At 73.8% G+C, this 17872-nt stretch carries 19 protein-coding genes; 9 read left to right on the top strand and 10 right to left on the bottom strand.

The features are described 5' to 3' along the window. Positions 1-80 precede the first annotated feature (80 nt). The 7 genes from JL475_RS15415 (at position 81) to JL475_RS15385 (ending at position 7601) form a co-directional block, all read left to right on the top strand. Positions 81-1544: a CoA transferase gene (locus JL475_RS15415; RefSeq protein ID WP_202278272.1), complete on the top strand. Its 1464-nt coding sequence runs from the start codon at positions 81-83 to the stop codon at positions 1542-1544. A 129-nt stretch (positions 1545-1673) separates the two neighbouring features. Then, positions 1674-2681, top strand: coding sequence for a CopD family protein (locus JL475_RS15410; protein WP_202278271.1), 1008 nt, complete (start codon positions 1674-1676; stop codon positions 2679-2681). Between the two features lie 71 nt (positions 2682-2752). Then, complete coding sequence (locus tag JL475_RS15405; RefSeq protein WP_202278270.1) at positions 2753-3739, top strand: DEDDh family exonuclease; 987 nt, start codon at positions 2753-2755, stop codon at positions 3737-3739. Positions 3740-3876: 137 nt separating this feature from the next. After that, entirely contained in the window at positions 3877-4110 is a 234-nt protein-coding gene (locus tag JL475_RS15400) for a hypothetical protein (protein ID WP_109379926.1), read from the top strand. Positions 4111-4160: 50 nt separating this feature from the next. After that, on the top strand, positions 4161-4961 hold the full coding sequence (locus JL475_RS15395; protein WP_202278269.1) for an SURF1 family protein: 801 nt from the start codon (positions 4161-4163) through the stop codon (positions 4959-4961). A 98-nt stretch (positions 4962-5059) separates the two neighbouring features. Continuing rightward, on the top strand, positions 5060-6841 hold the full coding sequence (locus JL475_RS15390) for a glycoside hydrolase family 15 protein (protein ID WP_202278268.1): 1782 nt from the start codon (positions 5060-5062) through the stop codon (positions 6839-6841). Positions 6842-6845: 4 nt separating this feature from the next. Then, positions 6846-7601, top strand: coding sequence for an SDR family oxidoreductase (locus JL475_RS15385; protein WP_202278267.1), 756 nt, complete (start codon positions 6846-6848; stop codon positions 7599-7601). Positions 7602-7850: 249 nt separating this feature from the next. On the opposite strand, the gene amaP is transcribed toward JL475_RS15385, so the two are convergent. The 5 genes from amaP to JL475_RS15360 all read right to left on the bottom strand — a co-directional run bounded on the left by amaP (position 7851) and on the right by JL475_RS15360 (position 10186). Continuing rightward, entirely contained in the window at positions 7851-8438 is a 588-nt protein-coding gene (gene amaP, locus JL475_RS15380; protein ID WP_202278266.1) for an alkaline shock response membrane anchor protein AmaP, read from the bottom strand. After that, on the bottom strand, positions 8435-9064 hold the full coding sequence (locus JL475_RS15375) for a DUF6286 domain-containing protein (RefSeq protein WP_202278265.1): 630 nt from the start codon (positions 9062-9064) through the stop codon (positions 8435-8437). The genes amaP and JL475_RS15375 overlap by 4 nt, the downstream gene beginning before the upstream one ends. Continuing rightward, positions 9061-9438: a hypothetical protein gene (locus tag JL475_RS15370; protein WP_202278264.1), complete on the bottom strand. Its 378-nt coding sequence runs from the start codon at positions 9436-9438 to the stop codon at positions 9061-9063. Before JL475_RS15370 ends, JL475_RS15375 begins: the two co-directional genes overlap by 4 nt. Before the next feature lie 5 nt (positions 9439-9443). Then, a complete protein-coding gene (locus JL475_RS15365) occupies positions 9444-9629 on the bottom strand; it encodes a hypothetical protein (protein ID WP_202278263.1) in 186 nt (61 codons plus the stop codon). 62 nt (positions 9630-9691) lie between these two features. After that, positions 9692-10186: an Asp23/Gls24 family envelope stress response protein gene (locus tag JL475_RS15360; RefSeq protein WP_202278306.1), complete on the bottom strand. Its 495-nt coding sequence runs from the start codon at positions 10184-10186 to the stop codon at positions 9692-9694. 88 nt (positions 10187-10274) lie between these two features. Between JL475_RS15360 and JL475_RS15355 the strand changes: the two genes are divergently transcribed. Beyond that, the gene (locus JL475_RS15355; RefSeq protein WP_202278262.1) at positions 10275-11048 is read left to right on the top strand and encodes a nucleopolyhedrovirus P10 family protein; all 774 of its coding nucleotides are present in this window, start codon (positions 10275-10277) and stop codon (positions 11046-11048) included. Between the two features lie 59 nt (positions 11049-11107). On the opposite strand, the gene JL475_RS15350 is transcribed toward JL475_RS15355, so the two are convergent. The 3 genes from JL475_RS15350 to abc-f form a co-directional block, all read right to left on the bottom strand. Further along, entirely contained in the window at positions 11108-11911 is an 804-nt protein-coding gene (locus JL475_RS15350) for an enoyl-CoA hydratase/isomerase family protein (RefSeq protein ID WP_202278261.1), read from the bottom strand. Between the two features lie 150 nt (positions 11912-12061). Next, the gene (locus JL475_RS15345; RefSeq protein WP_029385158.1) at positions 12062-12283 is read right to left on the bottom strand and encodes a helix-turn-helix domain-containing protein; all 222 of its coding nucleotides are present in this window, start codon (positions 12281-12283) and stop codon (positions 12062-12064) included. Between the two features lie 398 nt (positions 12284-12681). Beyond that, positions 12682-14280 carry a ribosomal protection-like ABC-F family protein gene (abc-f, locus tag JL475_RS15340; protein WP_202278260.1) on the bottom strand — a complete coding sequence of 533 codons (1599 nt, stop codon included), beginning with the start codon at positions 14278-14280 and terminating at the stop codon, positions 12682-12684. Positions 14281-14575: 295 nt separating this feature from the next. On the opposite strand from abc-f, the gene JL475_RS15335 reads away from it, so the two are divergent. Further along, the gene (locus JL475_RS15335; protein WP_202278259.1) at positions 14576-14989 is read left to right on the top strand and encodes a VOC family protein; all 414 of its coding nucleotides are present in this window, start codon (positions 14576-14578) and stop codon (positions 14987-14989) included. Positions 14990-15042: 53 nt separating this feature from the next. Here the strand turns inward: JL475_RS15335 and JL475_RS15330 are convergent, their stop codons facing one another. Further along, a complete protein-coding gene (locus JL475_RS15330) occupies positions 15043-16494 on the bottom strand; it encodes a hypothetical protein (RefSeq protein ID WP_202278258.1) in 1452 nt (483 codons plus the stop codon). Positions 16495-16708: 214 nt separating this feature from the next. After that, positions 16709-17836 carry an alpha/beta hydrolase gene (locus JL475_RS15325; RefSeq protein ID WP_202278257.1) on the bottom strand — a complete coding sequence of 376 codons (1128 nt, stop codon included), beginning with the start codon at positions 17834-17836 and terminating at the stop codon, positions 16709-16711. Positions 17837-17872: the final 36 nt, after the last annotated feature.

The following is a 17872-nucleotide window of genomic DNA, read 5'->3' as shown; positions in this document are numbered from 1 at the left end:
CGTGGGCGGGGCGTCGGCGGGTGCCCGAGTGTGATGATCGGCTCATGCCGCATGGGCGGCCGGTGCGGCACAGTGCACCCATGACCGACACCGAATCCCGCATCGGCCTCGCGGCCGCGTGGTCCTCGCTGGGCGGCGATCCCGCCCTCCTCACCCGTGTGTCGACCGTCGAGCGGCCTGAAGTTCTTCCCGCGCGGCTTCCGGTACGGGAGCTGGCGCGCGCCTGTGTGGGCGCGTGCGCGCTGGCCGCGGCCGAACTGGGCGCGCGGCGGGCGGCGCGTACGCCTTCGGGGCGCGCCCGCACGGGACGTGTTCCCGCGGGGCGTCCCGGAGTCTTGGGGACGCCCGCGGTGCGGGTGGACGACGGAGCGGTGGCCGCGGCGTTCGTCAGCGAGCGGCACCTGCTGGTCGACGGGCGGGCCCCGGTGGCCTTCGCTCCGCTGTCGCGTTTCTGGCGCACCGCCGACGGATGGGTGCGCACGCACGCCAACTACCCCCACCACCGGGCCCGGCTGCTCGCCGCGCTGGGGACGCCCGAGGACACTCAGGCGGTGGCGGCGGCGCTCGCCGAGCGGTCGGCCGTCGAGGTCGAGGAGGCCGTGTACGCCTCCGGGGGGCTCGCCGTCGCGCTGCGGACGCCCGCGCAGTGGGCGGCGCACGAACAGGCCGCGGCGGTGGCGGAGCGTCCGCTGGTGGAGCGCGGGCGGCTGGACGCCGCACCCGCACGCGTGCTCACCCCCGTGGGCCGCGATCCGCTGCTGCCCGCGGCGGGGCTGCGGGTGCTGGACCTGACCCGGGTCATCGCGGGGCCGGTCGCCACCCGCACGCTGGCCCTGCTCGGCGCGGACGTGCTGCGCCTGGACTCCCCGCGGCTGCCCGAACTCCCCGACCAGCACACCGACACGGGGTTCGGGAAGCGCTCGGCCCTGCTGGACCTGACGGCCGACCGGGATGCCTTCGAGGAGCTGCTCGCGGCCGCGGACGTGGTGGTCACCGGGTACCGGCCGGGGTCCTTGGACCGCCTCGGGCTGAGCGCCGAGGCACTGGCCGAGCGCCGGCCCGGGGTGGTCGTGGCGCAGCTGTCGGCGTGGGGCGCGTACGGGCCGTGGGGCGACCGGCGCGGCTTCGACAGCCTGGTGCAGGTGGCCACGGGGATCGCGACGAGCGAGGGTTCACCGGAGCGGCCGGGGGCGCTCCCGGCGCAGGCCCTCGACCACGGCACGGGATATCTGCTGGCGGCGGCGGTGCTGCGGGCGCTGACCGAGCAGGCGGACGAGGGGGGCAGCCGGTTCGTGCGGCTGGCGCTGGCGCGGACGGCGGGCTGGCTGCTGGAAGGAGCCGCACACACGGGTGCGCCGGCCGAAGGGGCGGCAGCCGCTTCCGCCCCGGCCGCCGGCGGGTCCGCCGACGCCTGGCTCACGGAGGCGGACGGTGCGCAGGGCAGGCTGCGGTACGTCCGGCCCGCGGTGTCGTTCGCCGGCGGGCCCCGTGACTGGGCCCGCCCGCCCGGACCGTGGGGGGCGGACACCGCGCGGTGGGGATGACGGACCGCGGCCGGTGCCGGCAGGCCGCACGAGCACGGCCGGGGCGTCACATCCGACCTTGGCGCGAACTGTCCCCCACCTCCCCACTCCGTGCTTGCCCGTCCTGTGAGCGCTTGTGAAGATCCTGGGGTGACTCTGACAAATCCCAGGTCCGGGGCGGCCGGTGCGCACAGGGGCGCACCGCGTTCCGGCACCGGCCCGGCCGTCTCCGTACTCGTGCTGGTGGCGCTGGCCGCGCTGATACCCCTCCTCGGCCCGTCCCCCGCCCTGCACGGAACCGGTGAGGCGCCGGCGCCCGGCACCGGCGGCATAGCCCTGCTGCGGACGGTGCTGTTCGCGGCTCTGGCGATACCCGTCGGCGAACTGTTCGTGAACCGGCTCCTGCGTTCCGTGCCCGACGCGCCCCCGGCCGTGCCCCGCAGCTGGTCCACCGTCGCGAACACCGTCGGCTTCGCGGCCGCCATCGGACTCGCCTCCGTCGTGGCCACCGGCAACCTGGTTCCCGAAAGCCTCGCCGCCGTCGACGTGGGTGGCCTGTACGACTCCCGGGACGGCAAGCTGGCCCTCCTGGAGGTCAACGCGTTCCTCCTCGCGGCCCTGTGCGCCGCCTCCGGCCGTCCGGGCACGCAGGCCTGGCCGCTGGCCGCGATCACCGTCGCCGAGGCCCTGCGCGCGCACCCGAAGACCGAGTACACCCCGCTGATCGGCTCCGGCCTGACGCTGATTCACCTGACCTGCGCCTCACTCTGGGTGGGCGGCCTGCTGTACGCGCTGCGCACCATGCGGGCGTGGCGGGGCTCGGAAGCGGGTGGCGTGCTGCTGGGTCTGTACGCGCGCGTGGCGGCCGTTCTGCTGGCCGCCATCACCGCGACCGGGGTGTGCAGTTCACTGCGCCGGATGCCGCCGGGGACGATCCTGGAGCAGTTGACGGACACCGCGTACGGGCGTGCCCTGCTCGCGAAGGTGATCCTGATGGCCGGTGTCGCGGCCCTCGCCCTGTGGGCCCGGGCCCGGTTGGCCCGCGCGGCCGATCCGCTGAGCGCTCGCGGCCCCGCGTGGGCGGAGGCGTACCTGCTGGCCCTGGTGGTGGCGGTGTCGGGCCTCCTGACGGCGCTTCCGGTACCGATCCGCTGGTGAGGCCGGGCGGCGGGGCGCGCACGGCACCTGACGGGCAGGGCTGTCAGTCGCGGCCCGTATCCTCATGAACCATGCTCGAAGACCTCACGACCGCAGCGTCCTCCGCCACCGCCTGGCCGGCCTCGTATCCGCAGGGGTACGCGGTCGTCGACGTGGAGACCACGGGACTCGCCCGGGACGACCGCATCGTCTCCGCGGGCGTCTACCAGCTGGACGCGCGCGGTGAGGTCGAGGACCACTGGTACACGACGGTCAATCCGGAGCGGGACCCCGGTCCGGTGTGGATCCACGGTCTGACGAGCGAGGCGCTCGAAGGGGCGCCCCTCTTCGGTGACATCGCCGAAGAGTTCGCCACCCGGCTGGAGGGGCGGGTGCTCGTCGCGCACAACGCCGTCTTCGACTGGCAGATGATCGCCCGCGAGTACGCCCGCGCCGGCGCGCAGGCGCCGGTGAAGCAGCGGTTGTGCACGATAGTCCTCTCCAAGGAGCTCCGGCTGCCGCTGCCCAACCACAAGCTGGAGTCGCTCGCCGCGCACTTCGGTGTGGTGCAGCGGCGCGCGCACCACGCGCTGGACGACGCGCGGGTGCTGGCGGAGGCGTTCCGGCCCAGCCTGCGGGCCGCGGCGGTGGGCGGGATGCGGCTGCCGCTGCACGAGTGCCTGCCGCTGACGGAGTGGACCGACCGGCCCCGGGTCGCCCAGCAGGCCGGGCACGGCGGCGGCCATCGGTCCACCGGTTGGCGCCCCTCCCGCAAGCGGCCCGCGTGCCCCTACCCCAACCCGGGACGGTACGAACCGGGCAAGCCGCTCAAGCAGGGCATGCGGGTCGCGTTCTCCGGTGACACCTCCGTGGAGCGGGACCTGCTGGAGGACCGGGCGACCGGGGCCGGGCTGCACGTCGCCACCAGCCTGTCCCGGCTGACCAGCCTCCTCGTCACCAACGATCCGGACTCGGGCACGTCCAAGGTGGTCAAGGCCCGGCAGTACGGCACCCCGGTCGTGGACGAGGCGGCCTTCGGCCAGCTGCTCGGCGACGTCGCACCCGCGTCGGAGGGCTGACCGCGCCGACGGCGAGCGGGGCGCCGACGGCACGGTCAGCCCGTCGGGGGCCAAGGACCGTGCGGACGGGTGATTGCCGGGCGACTCGCCCGCCGCCCGCTCGCCCGCACCGGACCGATGGGCCCACCCTGTGGCGCATGGCGACATGCGAAGTGTGCGGCAACAGTTACGGAATGACCTTCGAGGTGCACGCGCAGGGCGCGGTGCACGTCTTCGACTGCTTCTCCTGTGCGATCCACCGGATGGCCCCGATCTGCGAGCACTGCCGGGTGCAGATCATCGGCCAGGGTGTGGAGGCCGAGGGCCACTGGTACTGCGGCGCCCACTGCGCCCGCGCGGAGGGAAGGACGGGGATCGTCGACCGGGTGTGAGGACGTACCCGCCTGAATGCACCCCACGGCCCTGGTTGTACGGTCGTGGGGTGTACCGCTTCCTGTTGTCCCGCCAGTGGGTGATCCTCACCCTCCTGGCACTCGTGCTCATCCCGACGATGATCGAGCTGGGCTTCTGGCAGTTGCACCGTCACGAGCGCCGGGTCGCCCTGAACCAGGTGATCGCCAACTCCCTGGCGGCCGAGCCGGTGCCCGCCGGGTCCCTGACCTCGCCCGGAGCGAAGGTCGAGCACGAGCACCTGTACCGCAGGGTGACGGCGAAGGGGAGCTTCGACACCGCCGACGAGGTCGTCGTGCGCCGCCGCACCAACGCGGACGACGAGGTCGGCTACCACGTGCTGACCCCGTTCGTCCTCGAGGACGGCAGGATCCTGCTGGTCAACCGGGGCTGGGTGCCCGCGGACGGTCCGAGCCAGAGCGCGTTCCCCGAGATCCCGGCGCCGCCCGGGGGCGAGCTCACCATCACCGGGCGGCTGATGCAGGACCAGACGACCGAGGACAGCGGCATCAAGAACCTCGAGGGCCTGCCCGACCGGCAGATCATGCTGATCAACAGCGAGCTGGAGGCCGAGCGGCTCGGCAAGGAGGTCCTCGGCGGCTACGTCGACCTGACGGAGCCCGAGCCGAGCGGTGGCAGCCCGGAGCTGATCGCCGAGCCCGTGCACGACGAGATCGGCCCGCACATGGCGTACGCCGTCCAGTGGTGGCTGTTCACCGCGGGCGTCCCCATCGGCTGGGTGGTCCTGGTCCGCCGCGAGGCACGGGAGCGGGCGGAGCAGGCGGCTGCCGGGGCGGCGGGCGCGGAGGAGACCGAACCCGCGGCGGTCTAGGACCTGCGCGGTGACGGCCGTCACTCCTCGTCGTCGTCCTCTCACTCCCCCGGCGCCGCCCCTGATTGCCGCCCCCGGCGGCCGGGCATCCGCACCTCGTGCACCGTATCGAGGACTACGCGCTCATCGGCGACGAACAGACCGCCGCCCTGGTCGGCGCGGACGGGTCCGTCGACTGGCTCTGCCTGCCCCGCTTCGACTCCGGCGCCTGCTTCGCCCGCCTGCTCGGCGGTGAGGACAACGGTCACTGGCGCATCGCGCCGCTGGGCGCCGAGCGGTACACGCGCCGCTCCTACCGCCGGGACACCCTCGTCCTGGACACCGAGTGGGAGACCGACGAGGGCGCGGTGCGCGTCACCGACCTGATGCCGCAGCGCGACCGCGCCCCCGACCTGGTGCGCATCGTCGAGGGCGTACGCGGCGAGGTGACCGTCCGCAGCACGCTGCGGCTGCGTTTCGACTACGGCTCGGTGGTGCCCTGGGTGCGCAAGAGCGACGGCCACCGGGTGGCGATCGCGGGGCCGGACTCGGCGTGGCTGCGCAGTGTGCCGGAGGTGCCCACCTGGGGTGAGGACCGCGGCACGCACTCCGAGTTCACGGTCGGGCCGGGCGAGCGGGTCGCGTTCGTCCTCACCTGGCACCCCTCCCACGAGCCGCGCCCGCCGCTGGTCGACCCGTACTCCTCTCTGCGGCACAGCATCGCCGACTGGCGCGCGTGGGCGTCCCGGTGCCGTTACACCGGCCCGCACCGGGACGCGGTGGTGCGGTCCCTGATCACGCTCAAGGCGCTCACCTACTCCCCCACCGGCGGTATCGTCGCCGCGCCCACCACCTCGCTGCCGGAGGATCCGGGCGGGGTGCGCAACTGGGACTACCGCTTCTGCTGGCTGCGCGACTCCACGCTGACCCTGAACGCGCTGCTGGCGGCCGGGTACCAGGAGGAGGCGGAGGCCTGGCGCAACTGGCTGCTGCGCGCGGTCGCGGGCGATCCGGCGGATCTGCAGATCATGTACGGGCTGGCGGGCGAGCGGCGGCTGCCCGAGTCCGAGCTGCCGTGGCTGTCCGGCTTCGGCGGCGCCACCCCGGTACGGGTCGGCAACGACGCCGTCAACCAGCTCCAGCTGGACGTGTACGGCGAGGTCGTGGACTCGCTGACGCTGGCCCGGCGTTCGGGCCTGTCCCCGCACCCGGACGTGTGGGCCCTGCAGACCGTCCTGCTGGACTTCCTGCGCACGGCCTGGCGGCAGCCGGACGAGGGGCTGTGGGAGGTGCGTGGCGGCCGCCGCCACTTCGTGCACTCCAAGGTGATGGTGTGGGTGGCCGCGGACCGTGCGGTGCGCCTCCTGGAGGAGAGCCCGGACCTCGAGGGCGACCTCGACGGCTGGCGCGCGTTGCGCGACGAGGTGCACCGGGACGTGTGCGAGAAGGGCTACGACGAGGAGCGCAACACGTTCACGCAGTCCTACGGCTCGCGCGAACTGGACGCCGCGCTGCTGCTGATCCCCCGGGTGGGTTTTCTGCCGGCCGACGATCCCCGGGTGCTCGGCACGATCGACGCGATCCGCTCGGAGCTGGGCCAGGACGGGTTCGTACGCCGCTACACCCCGGACGCCGCACCCGTCGACGGGCTGCCCGGTGAGGAGGGCACGTTCCTGGTGTGCTCGTTCTGGCTCGCGGACGCCCTGCACATGGCGGGCCGGACGGATCAGGCGCGCGAGCTGTTCGAGCGGCTGTTGGGACTGGCCAACGACGTGGGTCTGCTGGCGGAGGAGTACGACACGAAGGGCGAGCGGATGCTGGGCAACTTCCCGCAGGCGTTCAGCCATATCGGCCTGGTGAACACCGCCCTCGCCCTGTTCGGGGGCGAGGAGGCAGGATAGGGCCATGGATCTTGGACTGAAGGACCGGGTGTACGTCGTCACCGGGGCGACCCGCGGACTGGGCAACGCCACCGCGCGCGAGCTGGTCGCGGACGGTGCGAAGGTGGTCGTCACGGGCCGGGAGGAGAAGAGCGTCGCCGAGACGGTCGCCGGCCTCGGGCCGAACGCGGTCGGCGTGGCGGTCGACAACGCCGACCCCCGGGCGCCGGAACGGCTGATCGCGACCGCGCGTGAGCGGTTCCACCGTTTCGACGGCCTCCTCGTCAGCGTGGGCGGACCACCGCCCGGGTTCGTCGCCGACACCACCGACGAGCAGTGGCAGTCGGCGTTCGAGTCGGTGTTCCTGGGCGCGGTACGACTGGCCCGTGCCGCCGCCGCGGAGCTGGGCGAGGGCGGGGTCATCGGCTTCGTGCTGTCCGGCTCGGTGTACGAGCCGCTCCCCGGCCTGACCATCTCCAACGGTCTGCGTCCCGGGCTCGCCGGCTTCGCCAAGTCCCTCGCGGACGAGCTGGGCCCGCGCGGCATCCGTGTCGTGGGTGTGCTCCCCGGGCGGATCGACACGGACCGGGTCCGTGAACTCGACACCCTCTCCGCCGACCCGGAGGCCACCCGTCAGGCGGCCCAGTCGCGCATCCCCCTGCGCCGCTACGGCACCCCGGCCGAGTTCGGCCGCGCCGCCGCCTTCCTCCTCTCCCCGGCCGCCTCCTACGTCACCGGCGTCATGGTCCCGGTGGACGGCGGGGTACGGCACGGGTTCTAGGGCCCGTCCAGCGGATCAAGTCGCAGGAAAGCGACGGCGCCCTCATCAGCTCCGGTGAGCGGGGGCTGGTGCGTGCAGCTGCAAGGCGGAGGAGGGAGTCGACGCGGAGCGTCGGCGAGTGACGACAACGCGGCTGGGGGTCCCCCCTGCTCGAAGAGCTTGGGGGAGTGCGTGCCAGCCCCCGCGTCTGCGGCATGAGCCGCCGGACGGGTTCTAGGGCCCGTCCGGTTCCGGGGCGGGGGGCCGTGCTCAGCTGACGCGTTCCGCGCGGTGTTTGACCGCTCGTAGACGGACCTCGGCCGGGAGGGTGGTCAGGCCCGCCGCCTCGCGGGCATGGGTGAGGGCTCCGGTGGTGAGGGTGTTCAGCGCGGTGCCGGGGTCGACGTGGGGCTCCAGGCGGAGGCTGACGTGGGTCCGCGGGGCACCGCGGCGGTCGGTCAGCCGGACGTGGGCCTGGTCGACGCCGTCCAACCGGCCTGCCTCCTCGGTGAGTACGGCCTCCAGGGCCCGGCCGCGCAGGCTCGCTCCGTCGCCGTCGCCGGTGTCGACGAACACCTCGGCCGGTCGGCGCCGGCGCATGACCGCGACCAGCCACCAGAGCAGGAGCAGGACGAGGACCGCGAGTGCGGCGATCACGACGGGCCACCACCAGCCCGCGTCCCGCCACCGGGTCCGCTCGGCGTCGCTCAGCAGTACGTCGTGCCGTCCCTGGTGCAGCCACCAGGAAGGCGCCGGCGCCCCCAGCCCGATGGCCAGCACGGACCCGCCGAGGGCCACCAGGAGCAGGCCCGTGATCCCGAGCAGTACACGGTTGACGACCCTGATCACCGGCCTCACTCCTTCCTGCCGGGACGTCGTACCCGTACCGCCAGGGCGGGCGGCCGGGACAGCCCCAGGCCCTCGACGGCGTCGGCGAGCGCCGCGTCCAGGTCGGCCCGCACGTCGTCCAGTTCACGGAAGTGCGACACCGCGCGGACGTCGGCCCGCTTGCGGGCCACCCGTACCCGCACCGTCTGCACTCCGGCGATCTCCATGGCCCGGTCCCGCAGCACCATCGCCGCCGCGTCCCGGTCGAGTCCGGCGCGTACGTCGGGGTGGGCGCGGCGCATCGGGAGCAGGGCCCGCAGCCCGGGGGTGAGGGCCAGCAGGAGCAGCCAGAGTCCGAGGGCGGCGGCGATCCCGGCGCCCAGCAGCACCCAGACGTCGTCCAGCGGACGTTCGGCCAGTTGGCGGGCCAGTTCCCGGCGCCAGCTCATCGCGGGCCGGCCGGCGCGCACCGCGGCGATGTCGTACAGGAACGCCACCGCGATCACCAGGAGCAGCAGTGCGAGCAGGCCCGCGGGGACCTTGCGCGCCGACCAGAAGCGCCGTGGGCCCGGGGCCGCGGCGCCGTCCGGCGCGGGCGGCGGTGTCTTCTCCAGGACGGTGCCCGCGGGCTGCTCGACGGCTCCGGGTCCGCTCATCGGGTCCTCCCCCGTGCCCCTCCCGGCGCCGCCGCCAGGTGCAGCCGTTCCACCTGGACGACGACCTCCGGCACCTGCATGCCCGCCAGCAGGGACACCCGTTCGACCACCTGGCGGCGTACCCGCCCGCACCGGCCGCCGATGTCGCTGGGGTAGCCGAGTTCGACGTGGACGCGGACCCGCGCGGTGTCGTCGCGGTGGACGACGACCGTGGCGTGCGGCGGCTCGGCGTCCGGGGGCAGCGGCCCGAGCGCCTCACGGGCCGCCTGGGAGGCGATCTTCGCGACCACCCGGTCGGCGATCCTGGTCGCACCGCGCTCGCGCGGCGGCACGACGACGCGGGCGCCCTCGGCCCCGCCTTCCCCCGTGCTCACCGGTTTCACCTCCGACGATCGTCACGGGGACGGAAGAAGTCACCGAGCTCCAGGTCCCCCTGGAGGAACCGCCCGGCGACGAAACCGATGGCACCCAGCGCGGCCACCAGCACGAAAGCCCCGAATCCGCCGAAGTATCCGGCGAAGCCCAGCGCCATGCCGGCGATCATGCCGACCACGGCCATGTTCATGGTGCGCTCCTCAACTCCTCAGCTCCTCGGCTCCTCGGCTCCTCGGCTCCTCGAGGGTTGCCTCACTGGAGACGGGTCTCCGACTCCTCTTCCTCCTCCTCCGGCAGTTTCACGTCGCTCACCGCGATGTTGACCTCGACCACCTCGAGGCCGGTCATCCGCTCGACCGCCGCGATGACGTTCTCCCGCACGTCCCTGGCGACATCGCTGATGGACACGCCGTATTCGACGACGATCTCCAGATCCAGCGCGGTCTGTACCTCGCCGACCTCGGCCTTCACTCCACGCGTCACGGCTTTCGACCCGCCCGGCACCCGGTCGCGCACGGCTCCGAAGGTCCGGGACAGGCCGCTGCCCATGGTGTGCACGCCGAGCACGTCCCGCGCGGCGAGACCGGCGATCTTCTCCACGACGCCGTCGGCGATCGTGGTGCGGCCACGGGTGGCGGGTTCGCCTCCGCCGCGCCGGGTGCCCGGCCCCTTGCGCGCGGAGGTGTCCGGCACGGTCTTCTCGATGTCGGTGGCCCTCGTCGAGCCGCCCTCCGTCATGTCGGTCATCGGCGCACGTCCCTTCCGGTCGTCGTCCACGTGCCCACCGTATGCGCGGTTGCGTGATAGCGCGCCGTGGATGCGGCAGGCTGGAGGAATGACGGCGGACCGGTGGACTCGGACAGTGCGACAGCAGTTGGGGCTGGGCAGACTTCTGCCTCTGGGTGGACCGCGGGACGGTGCGTGGATCTCCGAAGCGGCCGCCGGGGAGGCCCTGCGGCGCGCGGTGGAGCGGGACGAACCGGGCGTGCGCGTGGACGGACTGCGGATCGCGCTCGCCGACCCTCAGGACGCCGGTGAACCGGTGGTGCCGCCCCCGCCGAGCGCCCTGCCGCCGGGCGCGCTGCGGGTGACGGCCCGGTTCGCGGCCACGGCGGCGGAGCCGCTGCCGGTGACGGCGGACCGTCTGCGGTCGGTGCTGTCGCGGGCCGCGGCGGAGCGGATCGGGCTGGTGGTGGCGGAGGTGGACCTGCGGGTGACCGAACTGCTGGACCCGCAGGCCGGGCCGCCTCCGGGCCCGGCGTCAGGCGCGGGGGCGGCGGACGGTCCCATGGAGGGGGCGGACGGGTCGGCCGACGCCTCGCCGTTCGGCGCGCCGGAGCCCGGTGACTCCGACGGGAGCCGGGTGGCCGCCGCGGCGCTCGCCGTCCCGGGGGTGGCCCGGCTGACGGGCACCCTGGGCCGCCCGGTGCACCTGACGGCTCACCAGCAGCCCGGCGGGGCCTCCCTGGCCCGCCGCCACGCGCGCGTGGACCTCGCCGTCCTGGCGGACCACCGGGCGGTGGACGTGGCCCGGGCGGTCCGCTCGACGGTGTCGGCCGCCCTGCCGGATCATCCGACGGTGGCGGTACTGGTCACGGCACTCGACTGACACTCCCCCCGCGCCTCACCCGCGCCTCCCGGTTCCTCATCGGTGAGGCGCAGGTCCCCTCACTCGCCGAGACCGGCCAGATCCCGCAGCCTGCGGCCCTGGGCCGCGCGCTCGGCGACCCGCTGCTCCTCGTACGTACGCTCCCGGGCGCCGCCCAGGAGCGCCTTCGTCTCGATCACGGCGTCGCGGGGCGCGGCCAGCAGCGCGGCCGCGAGGTCGCGCACCGCCGAGTCCAGTTCGTCGCCCGGCACGGCGAGGTTGGCCAGCCCGGTGCTCACGGCCTCCTCGGCCGTGACGAACCGCCCGGTCACGCAGATCTCCAGCGCGCGGGCGTACCCGACGAGCCCGACCAGCGGATGCGTGCCGGTCAGGTCCGGTACCAGTCCCAGGCTGGTCTCGCGCATGGCGAACTGGGCGTCGTCCGCGACGATCCGCAGGTCACAGGCGAGGGCCAGCTGGAAACCGGCTCCGATGGCGTGTCCCTGCACGGCCGCGACGGACACGAGGTCGCTGCGCCGCCACCAGGTGAACGCCTCCTGGTACTCGGCGATGGTCGCGTCGAGCTCGGCCTCCCCGCTGCGCGCGAGGTCGACGAACGAGGACTCACCCTCGATTCCCTCGGGCGTGAGCATCTGCCGGTCGAGGCCGGCGGAGAAGGACTTGCCCTCACCCCGGAGCACCACGACCCGGACGGAGCCCGGCAGCAGCCGACCCGCCTCGGTCAGCGCGCGCCACAGAGCGGGGCTCTGCGCGTTGCGCTTGGCCGGGTTGGTCAGCGTCACCGTGGCGATCGCGTCGTCGACGGTGAGCCGTACGCCGTCCTTGTCGAGTACCGGACCGAGGTCCTGGGCGGACGAAGCCATGGGGCGCCTCCGATGGGTGCGGTCGTCTTCCGCGCCGCACGACGGCGTCGAGCCGTCCTGCGGCACAGCCAAGTGACTGCACAGTAACCACCCGGCCGGCCGGTCGGCCGACCGGGTGGCCACCATCGGGTCGAAAGGCGGCGCCCGGAATCAGGCCGAAGGGGCCTTCTTGCCTCGCGTCGCCCCGCCACGCCCTCGGAGCGTGACGCCCGACTCGCTGAGCATGCGGTGCACAAAGCCATACGAGCGGCCGGTTTCCTCGGCCAACGCCCGGATGCTCGCACCGGCGTCGTACTTCTTCTTCAGGTCTGCCGCGAGCTTGTCGCGCGCGGCGCCGGTCACCCGGCTGCCCTTCTTCAGAGTCTCGGCCACCCGTGCCTCCTCATGGGAAGTGCGCTCTGGTCTCCTCATGATCACCCCTCTCGGGCGCGATGGCCACCCATTCGGCAAGGTCCGTGCGACAAGGTTGTGACGACAGGAGTTCATCCCCACAAACGGAGCAATGGATTCCACCGGATGCCGACGGCGCCACCGAACGGGTTGTCCCGCGAATTCCCAGGTCAGAAAGGCGTCGCGGCCGAGCTCCGGTGGATCAGGGGCTCGGCCGCGAAACGCGTGGCGGACACACCTCGGTACGAGGAGATCTCACACGAATGATGGATCACCGATGGGCCGAATGATCCATACGCGGTGGATCACGCCGTCGATCATGTCAGCAGTCACTCCCGCGGTCGCACCTGCCGGCACGCGCGCGGGCGGCCCGCGGCCGCTCAGGCGAGGGCGACGAGGTCCGCGTAGTCGGCGCCCCACAGGTCCTCGACGCCGTCCGGCAGCAGGATGATCCGCTCCGGCTGGAGCGCCTCGACGGCTCCCTCGTCGTGGGTGACCAGGACGACCGCGCCCTTGTAGGTGCGCAGCGCGCCGAGGATCTCCTCGCGGCTGGCCGGGTCGAGGTTGTTGGTGGGCTCGTCGAGGAGGAGCACGTTCGCCGAGGAGACCACGAGGGTCGCGAGCGCGAGACGGGTCTTCTCGCCGCCGGAGAGGACACCGGCGGGCTTGTCGACGTCGTCGCCGGAGAACAGGAACGAGCCGAGCACCTTGCGGACCTCGACGAGGTCCATGTCGGGCGCGGCGGAGCGCATGTTCTCCAGCACCGTGCGGTCCTGGTCGAGGGTCTCGTGCTCCTGCGCGTAGTAGCCGACCTTGAGCCCGTGGCCGGGCACGACCATGCCGGTGTCGGGCTGTTCCACTCCGGCGAGGAGGCGCAGCAAGGTGGTCTTGCCCGCACCGTTGAGGCCGAGGATGACGACCCGGGAGCCCTTGTCGATGGCCAGGCCGACGTCGGTGAAGATCTCGAGGGAGCCGTACGACTTCGACAGGCCCTCGGCGGTCAGCGGGGTCTTGCCGCAGGGTGCCGGGGCGGGGAAGCGCAGCTTGGCGACCTTGTCCGACTGGCGGACGTCCTCGAGGCCGGACAGCAGGCGCTCCGCGCGGCGGGCCATGTTCTGCGCGGCGACCGTCTTGGTGGCCTTGGCACGCATCTTGTCGGCCTGGGCGTTGAGGGCCGCGGCCTTCTTCTCGGCGTTCTGCCGCTCGCGCCTGCGGCGCTTCTCGTCGGCCTCGCGCTGCTGCTGGTAGAGCTTCCAGCCCATGTTGTAGATGTCGATGGTGGAACGGTTGGCGTCCAGGTAGAACACCTTGTTGACGACCGTCTCGACCAGGTCGACGTCGTGGGAGATGACGATGAAGCCGCCGCGGTAGGTCTTGAGGTAGTCGCGCAGCCAGACGATCGAGTCGGCGTCGAGATGGTTGGTCGGCTCGTCGAGCAGCAGGGTGTCCGCGTCGGAGAACAGGATGCGGGCCAGTTCGACACGGCGGCGCTGACCGCCGGAGAGCGTGTGCAGCGGCTGGCCCAGGACCCGGTCGGGCAGGTTCAGCGCGGCGGCGATGGTGGCGGCCTCGGCCTCGGCGGCGTACCCGCCCTTGGTGAGGAACTCCGTCTCCTGGCGCTCGTACTGCCTGAGTGCCTTCTCGCGGGTGGCGCCCTGTCCGTTCGCGATGCGCTGCTCGTTCTCGCGCATCTTGCGGATCAGGACGTCCAGGCCGCGGGCGGAGAGGATGCGGTCGCGGGCGAGCACGTCGAGGTCGCCGGTGCGGGGGTCCTGGGGGAGGTAACCGACCTCGCCGGAACGGGTGACGTTGCCCGCGGCGGGGATGCCCTGGCCGGCGAGGACTTTGGTGAGCGTGGTCTTGCCGGCGCCGTTGCGGCCGACCAGGCCGATCCGGTCGCCCTTGGTGACGCGGAAGGTGGCGCTTTCGATGAGGACACGGGCACCGGCGCGCAGCTCGATGCCGGAAGCGGAGATCACGGGTCAGACTCCAGGCGTTGGGGTCCCCTGCTCGAACGGAGCCCGGGGAAGTCGGCGGTGGGCGGCTGAGGGCGTTCCCGCCGTCTAATGCACAAGGAGAATGGCCATGCGAGCCATTCTAACGGGGCCGCGCAACCACTTTTCCGGTGCGCAGGTGTGCGGTGCCCCGCGCCCGGCCGGGTCACGGGGCGTTGTCAGTGGTCGGTGTCACACTGGCGGAAAGTCGAGTTTCCGATGGTTTTCCCGTCACGGAGCATCCGGCTGCGGGAGGTGACGGGAGGTGAGGAGTGGGGCCGTGGCAGGTGCGGGCGGCGGGCGTCCGAGCATCTTTCCGACGCTGCTGTACGCGGACGCGAAGGCGGCGATCCGGCAGCTCACGGAAGCCTTCGGCTTCACGGAGCTGTCGGTGTACGAGGCCGAGGACGGCGCGGTGATGCACGCCGAGCTGGTGCAGGGCAACGGCGCGGTGATGCTGGGGTCCCAGGGCCGCGGCGGCGTGTTCGACACGGCGATGAAGGGTGCGGGGCCGAGCGGGGTGTACGTCGTCGTGGACGACGTCGACGCACACCACCGGCGGGCGGTGGAACAGGGCGCGGAGATCCTGATGCCCCCGACGGACCAGGACTACGGCTCGCGGGACTACACGGCCCGGGACCTCGAGGGCAACATCTGGAGCTTCGGTACGTACGCGCCCGGGACCGGGGCTTGAGCCCGGTCCCGGGCCGGTGGGACCTCGCGGGACTCTGCTGGACGGCGGCGGTGTCAGCCTCCGGTGTGCACCTGGAAGGCCGCCCGCCGGACGGCTTTGGCCAGGGCCGGGTCGGGGTGCGCGGCGGCGAGCGCGACCAGTACCTGCACGGTGCGCGGGTGTCCGACCGCGCGCACCTCGTTCAGCAGCGCGGGGACGGTCGGCTGGACCGCGGACTCCAGGTGTCGTACCAGCAGCGGGGCCTCACCGTGGTCGGCGACCGCGGCAGCGGTGTCCACCCACAGCCAGGTGGCCTCGTCCCGGGTGAGGACCTGGTGGGCGTCCTCGGGGTCGGCGCCCTCGTGCTCGGCCAGCCACAGCAGGGCGTAGGGCCGCAGCGTCGGCTCGTCGTGCACGGCGCGGACCTCGGGTTCGGCGGGGGCGCCGACCACGCGCAGCGCCTCGAAGGCCAGGCCGCGCAGCAGGGCGTCCTCGCCCCGGGCGGCGTCGAGCAGTTCGGTGACGGCGCCGGCGACCGGGCGGGCGGCGAGCCAGGCGCGGTACTCGGCGCGGGCCGCGTTGGGGCGCAGCTGGGCGCAGCCGCGGAGCATGTCCTCGGCGCTCTGCTCGATGTTCCCGGCGGGGCTCTGCGCGGCGACGCAGATCTGCTCCAGCTTGACCCAGACCGCCCAGCTGCCGAGCGGGGTGAGCGTGGCCTGTCCCTCGCCGTAGGTGAGGGCGCCCACCGCGGCGAGGGCGCGCAGGGCCCATTCGAGGAGCGGGGCGAGCGGGGCGTCGGCGGCGCCCGGCTCGACAGGCGCGGGCCGGGCGGAGCGGACGACGGGGCCGGGAGTGGACCCGGGGTGGGCGGTGTCGGCGGAGTGGGGCGCGTAGTCGACCTCGCAGCGCTCCGTGCGCAGTTCGGTGACCCGTTGCTGCAGGAGGTCGAGGAGCTGGGGCACGGGGACGGGCCCGGCCGAGAGCTGGAGGAAGGAGAGCACCTGCGGCATGGCCGAGACGACCTCGCCGACGGTGGCGGGTTCGTGGTCCTCGGGTTCCGGGTGGGCCAGCGACCAGGCGTCGAAGAGGGCGACCCAGCCCCGCAGCACGGCGCTGTCGTCGCGGTCCCAGGCGCGCAGCCGCCAGCCGGGACGGGCCGTGCCGCCGTGCACCTCGACCAGACCGGCGAGCCGGGCCGTGTCCCAGTCGGCCCGGACCTGAGCCGGGGTCAGGCCCAGGTCGTCGGCCGCCCAGTCGGCGGTCGCGTCGGAGAGGACGGCCTTGCCGGCGGCGGTGGCGCTGCTCCGGCCGGGGCCGAGGGCGGCGTCGGCCCAGCGGGCGACGCGGGCCGCGCCGGCCAGACCGGAGCGTGCCATCCTGGCCAGCTCCGCGGGGGCCGGTGTGCCTTCCGGAGGGCGCGGCGCAGGACGGCGCGAGCGCTGCTGGTTCATCGCCCTGGGGGCGGCGGCCAGGGGGCGCGGGCGGACAAGTCGAAGCCTGGAGTCGCGCGGGATACGGGACGTCACGGGTGCAGTCTTGCGGTTGACGGTCCGAAAACCCAAACGGAATGTCACGGGCGGCGACGGAGAGGGCCAACGCACCGGGTCGCGCGGGCGGTCGAAGGGCGGGAACAAGCCGGTGCCGCGGCCCGAGCGGAATCCCCGACGAGGACCCGCTCCGCCGGCCGCCCGGCGGAGCGGACGAGGCGGGCGCGGAGGGCACGTGCGGAAGGCGCGGAGGTCACACGAGGGGGGTGAGGAAACGGCGCAGGGCCTCTTCGTAGGCGTCCTGGTCGGCGTTCCACATGGCGCCGTGCGGAGCGTCCTCGACCGTGAGCAGGGTGACCATGTTGGGCTGGGCGGCGGCCAGGCGGCGGGAGAGCTGCCAGGGGGCCACCACGTCGCCGGGGCCGTGGACGATCAGGGTGGGGATGTCGACGCGTTCCGCCCCCGCGGTGCCGGGGCGGCGGTCGCCGTGGCGGCCGGTGCGGCCCTGGGCGGCGCGGACCGCCAGCGGCAGCAGCACGCCCGGGGTGTGGCGGGCGGCGGCGAGGGCGCGCAGGGTCGATTCCCAGCTGAGCACCGGGGAGTCGAGGACGAGCCCGGCGATGCGGTCGCGCAGGGTGGAACGGGCTGCGGCACGCAGCGCCATGGTCGCGCCGGTGGACCAGCCGAGCAGGACGACCTGCCGGGCACCGGCGTCCAGCGCGTGGCGGATCGCCGCGTCGAGGTCGCGCCACTCGGTCTCGCCGAAGTGGTTGAGGCCGTCGAGTGAGCGCGGCGCGCCCGGATCACCCCGATATGAGGGGGCGAGTATCGGGAAGTAGCGGCGGTGCAGGAACTCCATGACGTTCATGGGGTGTTCCCGGGTGGTGCCGAGGCCGTGCACCGCGAGCACCCAGGTGTCCCGGGCGCCCGGCAGGAACCAGGCGGGAAGGGGGCCGAGTTCGCCGAGGACGTCGACGTCGGTGTGCTCCAGGCCCAGCGCGGTGCCCGGGTCCCCCACGTACAGGTTCGGGGTGAACCACGCCCGGTCGCCGGGCTTCAGGTTGCCCCGCACGACGCGTTCGAGACGGCGCACGACGGTGTCGGCGGAGTCCGACAGGCCTTCCAGCACGGGGCCGACGACCGCGTGGGAATCGTCACCGGCGAGGCCGTAGCGGCCGGGGCGCAGCGCGGCGAGGTCCCGGGTGAGGCTGATCTGGCCGGCGGCGGTGGCGTGCACGGTGAGGCGGGGCTCAGTGGGCAGCGGTCTGCCCGGCGGCGCCTTGAGGGCCGCGTCGCTGGCGAGCCGGCCGGCCGCCACCGCGGCGGCTCCGGCACCTATCACGGCGGTGACGGCAGCGGCCGTCGCTCTGACAGTGCGCACGGAACCCAGTGTCCCGGCGGAGCAGCCACCCGGCCA

Origin of the sequence: Streptomyces sp. M2CJ-2, from assembly GCF_016757295.1 — a bacterium.
GTDB lineage: Bacteria > Actinomycetota > Actinomycetes > Streptomycetales > Streptomycetaceae > Streptomyces.
Note: the sequence above shows the minus strand (reverse complement) of the source record. Positions and strands in the feature narration are given on the sequence as shown.